Source organism: Methylopila musalis (assembly GCF_042679725.1).
In the GTDB taxonomy this organism is placed as follows: domain Bacteria; phylum Pseudomonadota; class Alphaproteobacteria; order Rhizobiales; family Methylopilaceae; genus Methylopila; species Methylopila musalis.
The window spans coordinates 1-4284 of record NZ_JBHTMX010000223.1 but is presented as its reverse complement, the minus strand read 5'-3'; the positions used below and the strand labels follow the sequence as shown (position 1 = coordinate 4284).

The following is a 4284-nucleotide window of genomic DNA, read 5'->3' as shown; positions in this document are numbered from 1 at the left end:
AACCGGAAGGCGCCCGCCTCGCCCGCGCCACGGCCCGCGCGCTCGACGGCGCGGAGGTCGAGGTCAACGCCATCGCCTGCCTGTCGGCCTGTTCGCGGGGCTGCGCGGCGACGGTCGCGGCGGACGGCAAGTTCGCCTATGTCATCGGCGGGCTGACGGCGGAGGACGCCGCCGACCTCGCCGCCTTCGCTCTCGCCCATGCGGCGAGCGTGGATGGCGTGCCGCCGTGGCGCGCGCGGCCCGAGAAGGTGCGGAAGAACACGATCGCGCGCCTGCCGCCGCCGGGCGTCGCCCACGCGCTGGTGGAGCCGCCCCCGGCCGAGGAGGCGTGACGGCGCCGCTCAGCCGCCGTCGATGACGTGCAGGAACGAGCCGGACACAGGTCCCGCCGCCAGCCCGCGGGTTCCGCCGCCGTCGAGCGCGAACAGCGGAGCGCCGTCTTCCGACAGCGTCGCGGCGTAGTGGAACTCGTGCGCGCGGTAATGGGCGCCCTTCGGCCCCAGCGGGCCGGGCGCCGCGAGCCGGGCGTGGGCGTAGCCGAGATGCAGCCGGCGGGCGGCGAAGGAGGTCTCCAGCCGCAGCAGGCCAAGCATGGCGTGGCGGACGCCGTCGGCGTCCACCAGCCCGTCGCCGAGCGTCATGTAGCCGCCGCACTCGCCATAGACCACGGCGCCCCGGTCCACCGCATCGCGCACCCCTTGCGCGAAGCGGGAGGCGGCGGCGAGACGCCCGGCGTGCAGCTCCGGATAGCCGCCCGGCAGATAGACCGCGTCGGCGCTCTCGTCCGGCGCCTGGTCGGCGAGCGGAGAGAACGGAACGATCTCAGCGCCCGCCTCCCGCCAGGCGAGCAGGAGATGCGGATAGGCGAAGCGGAACGCCACGTCGTCCGCGACCGCGATCCGTGAGCCGAGCGGCGGCGCGACCGGCGGCGTCGCGCGGCTGCCGCCCCACGCGATCGGCCGGGCGAGGCGCTGGAGCGCGCCGAGATCGATGTGCTCGGCGCCGGCGCGGGCGGCGGCGGCGATAAACGCCTCCAGATTCCCGAGCTCCTCCGCCTGCACGAGGCCGAGATGGCGGGAGGGGGTCTTCAGCTCGCTCCGGCGCGGCAGCGCGCCCAGCACCGGCACGCCGGCCTCCGCGCAGCCGTCTCGGGCGAGCTGTTCGTGGCGCGGGCTCGCGACCCGGTTCAGGATCACGCCCGCGACCTCCACGCCCGGATCGCGGCGGCGGAACCCATCCGCGAGCGCGCCGACCGACTGGGCCATGCCGCTCACGTCGACCACGAGGACAACCGGCGCGCCGAGCGTCTTCGCCACCTCGCCCGCGCCGCCATGGCCCTCGACGCCGGGCTCGGCCGCGTGGTCGAACAGGCCCATCACGCCCTCGACCACCATCAGGCCGGCGCCCGTGGAGGCCTCCGCCGCCAGCGACAGCAGCCGCTCCCGGCGCATGGCCCAGCCGTCGAGGTTGAAGCAGGGACGGCCGCTGGCGGCGGCGTGGAAGCGGGGGTCGATGTAGTCCGGCCCGATCTTGGCGGAGGCGACCACGACCCCTGCGTCCCTGAAGGCGCGCAGCAGGCCAAGCGTCACGGTGGTCTTGCCCTGCCCGCTCGCGGGCGCGGCCACCACGAAAGCGGGCGTCATGCGCCGACGGCCTCCACGGGGATGCCCGCCGCGGCGAGCACGGGCGCGAGCGCCACGACGCCGCCCACCACGATCAGCACCGGCGGCTCCAGCGCCTCCACGTCGGCGCGGATCGCGAGCCGTCCGAGCGTGGTGCGCACGACGCTCTGGCGCGGCGTGGTGGCCTGCGAAACGATCGCGACCGGCTCGCTGTCCGGCCGCCCGGCGGCCATAAGCTTCGCCGCGATCACCTCCATCAGGCGGAAGCCCATATAGATGACGAGCACGGGCGAGGCCGCCGACAGCGCCGCCCAGTCGAGCCGCGCCGACAGCGCGCCCGAGGCGTCATGGGCGGTGAGGAAGGTGACGGACTGGTTCACATCGCGATGGGTGACGGGGATGCCCGCCGCGGCGAGCCCGCCGATGCCGGCGGTGATTCCCGGCGCCACCCGGAACGGCACCCCGGCCGCGACCAGCCCCTGCGCCTCCTCCGCGCCGCGGCCGAACACGTAGGGGTCGCCGCCTTTCAGCCGCAGCACGCGCCGGCCCGCCCGCGCCGCCGCGATCAGCTGCGCGTTGATCTCCGATTGCTTGGGCGAGGGACAGCCCGCCCGCTTGCCCACGAACACCCGATCGACCTCCGGGGCCGCCAGCGCCAGCACGTCCTCGTTGACGAGCGCGTCGAAGAAGACGACATCCGCCTGCGACAGCGCCCACACGGCCTGCAGCGTGAGCAGGCCGAGATCGCCCGGCCCCGCGCCTACGAGCCACACGGTTCCGGGCGCGAACACGGGCATGGCGCGCGACAGCGCCGGCGCGAAGCCTACGGGGGCGAGGGAGGACGAGGAGTGATCGGAGGGACGCGACATCGCGCGGACCATGGCGCGTCGCACGGCGCCGCACAATCCCGTGACGGCTCGTCGCTTCGGATAAGCCCTCGGGGACTTCGCCTATGAGCGGGGGCGCTCCCGCCGCGCTCGTGCTCGGCGGCTCTTCGGAAGGCTTTGCGGTCGCGGCCCTGCTCCACGCGCACGGCTTCGACGTGACCACCTCCTTCGCCGGCCGCACCGAACGCCGGCGCGCGCCACAAGGCCGCGTGCGGGTGGGCGGCTTCGGCGGCGTGGAGGGGCTAGCAGTCCATCTCGCGGCCGAGCGCCCGCTTTGCGTGATCGACGCCACCCATCCCTTCGCCGCGCGCATGAAGGCGAACGCCGCCGAGGCCTGCCGCCGGACCGCGACGCCGCTGATCCATGTGGAGCGCCCCGCCTGGACGCCGCAGCCCGGCGACGACTGGCGCCCCGCCGCCGACGTGGCCGAGGCCGCGGCCCTTATTCCGGCGACGGAGGGCCCCTGCCTTATCACCGTGGGCCGGCAGGAGCTCGGCCCCTTCGCCGCGCGCAGGGACGTCAGCCTGCTGCTCCGGATGATCGACCCGCTGGAGACGCCCTTCCCCCACCCGTCCGCGACAGTCATTCTGGATCGTGGCCCGTTCGATCTCGACGCCGAGCGCCGGCTGTTCGACGCCCATGGCGTCGCCTCCGTGGTGGCGAAGAACAGCGGCGGCGCGGCGGCGCGGGCCAAGCTCGACGCCGCGCGCGAACGGGGCCTGCCGGTGGTGATGATCGAGCGTCCGCCGCTCACCCTTGGCTGCGCCGCGCCGAGCCCGGAAGCCGCCGCCGACTGGGCCCTTCGCCTCGCCTCCGAAGGCCGCGCTCGCTTTGGCGGCCCCGGCGCCCCATAGCAGGCGCGTCACGACCCGTCCGACGAGACCTTGCGCCATGTCCCCCGACGCCCGCCCCGCCCCCTGGCTCACCGTGATCGGCGTCACGGAGGACGGCGCGCTCGGGCGCGAGGCGGAAGCCGCGCGCGCCCGCGCCGCCCATGTCGTCGGCGGCGAGCGGCATCTGGCGCTGGCGGCGGGCTCGATCCCGCCCGACGCCGAGCGTCACGCATGGCCCTCCCCCATGTTGCCCTTCGTCGACGTGGTGCTGGGCTGGCGCGGCGCGGCGACCGTGGTTCTGGCGAGCGGCGACCCCCTGCTCTACGGCGTCGGCGCCACCTTCCTCGCCCGGCTGCCGGCTGAAGAGATGCGCGTCCTTCCCGCCGTCTCCGCCTTCCAGCTCGCCTGCGCCGCCATGCTGTGGCCCGTGGCCGAGACGCGGCTCGTCACCGCCTGCGGCCGGCCGGTGGAGAGCCTCGCGGCGGAGCTGTTCGACGGCGAGCGGATCGTCCTGTTCTCCGCCGACGGGGCCACGCCCGCCGCCGCGGCCCGGCTGCTGACGGCGCACGGCTTCGGGCGCAGCCGCGTGACCGTTCTGGAGCGGCTGGGCGGCCCGCAGGCGGCGGCGCATGCGTTCCACGCGGACGAGGTCGGCGACCGGTCCTTCGACGCGCTGAACACGGTGGCGATCGCGCTTTCCGCCGGACCGGAGGCGCGACAGCTTCCCCGCGTTCCGGGCCTGCCCGACGACGCCTTCGCGAACGACGGCCAGATCACCCGGCGGGAGATCCGCGCGCTCACCCTCGCCCGCCTTGCGCCAATGCCCGGCGCGCTGCTGTGGGACGTGGGCGCGGGGTCCGGCTCGATCGGGATTGAGTGGATGCGCGCCGCGCCCCGCGCCCGCGCCATCGGGCTGGAGCCCCGCGCCGACCGGGCGGCCCG

At 75.6% G+C, this 4284-nt stretch carries 5 protein-coding genes; 3 read left to right on the top strand and 2 right to left on the bottom strand.

Annotation, left to right across the window (positions count from 1 at the left end; genetic code table 11):
• A partial coding sequence (locus tag ACFQ4O_RS15565) for a DUF1636 family protein (protein ID WP_378776952.1) occupies positions 1 to 332 on the top strand: 332 nt, incomplete at its 5' end.
• A gap of 9 nt (positions 333 to 341) precedes the next feature.
• On the opposite strand, the gene ACFQ4O_RS15560 is transcribed toward ACFQ4O_RS15565, so the two are convergent.
• Together ACFQ4O_RS15560 and cobA are read right to left on the bottom strand one after the other, a co-directional pair.
• On the bottom strand, positions 342 to 1643 hold the full coding sequence (locus ACFQ4O_RS15560; RefSeq protein WP_378776950.1) for a cobyrinate a,c-diamide synthase: 1302 nt from the start codon (positions 1641 to 1643) through the stop codon (positions 342 to 344).
• Positions 1640 to 2491, bottom strand: a complete 852-nt coding sequence (gene cobA / locus ACFQ4O_RS15555; protein WP_378776948.1) for a uroporphyrinogen-III C-methyltransferase — start codon at positions 2489 to 2491, stop codon at positions 1640 to 1642. Before cobA ends, ACFQ4O_RS15560 begins: the two co-directional genes overlap by 4 nt.
• 83 nt (positions 2492 to 2574) lie before the next feature.
• Here cobA and ACFQ4O_RS15550 point away from each other — a divergent pair, with 83 nt between their 5' ends.
• Positions 2575 to 3363 carry a cobalt-precorrin-6A reductase gene (locus tag ACFQ4O_RS15550; RefSeq protein ID WP_378776946.1) on the top strand — a complete coding sequence of 263 codons (789 nt, stop codon included), beginning with the start codon at positions 2575 to 2577 and terminating at the stop codon, positions 3361 to 3363.
• Positions 3364 to 3400: 37 nt separating this feature from the next.
• Positions 3401 to 4284 (top strand): precorrin-6y C5,15-methyltransferase (decarboxylating) subunit CbiE (gene cbiE, locus ACFQ4O_RS15545; protein ID WP_378776944.1); only part of this gene is annotated, 884 nt, incomplete at its 3' end.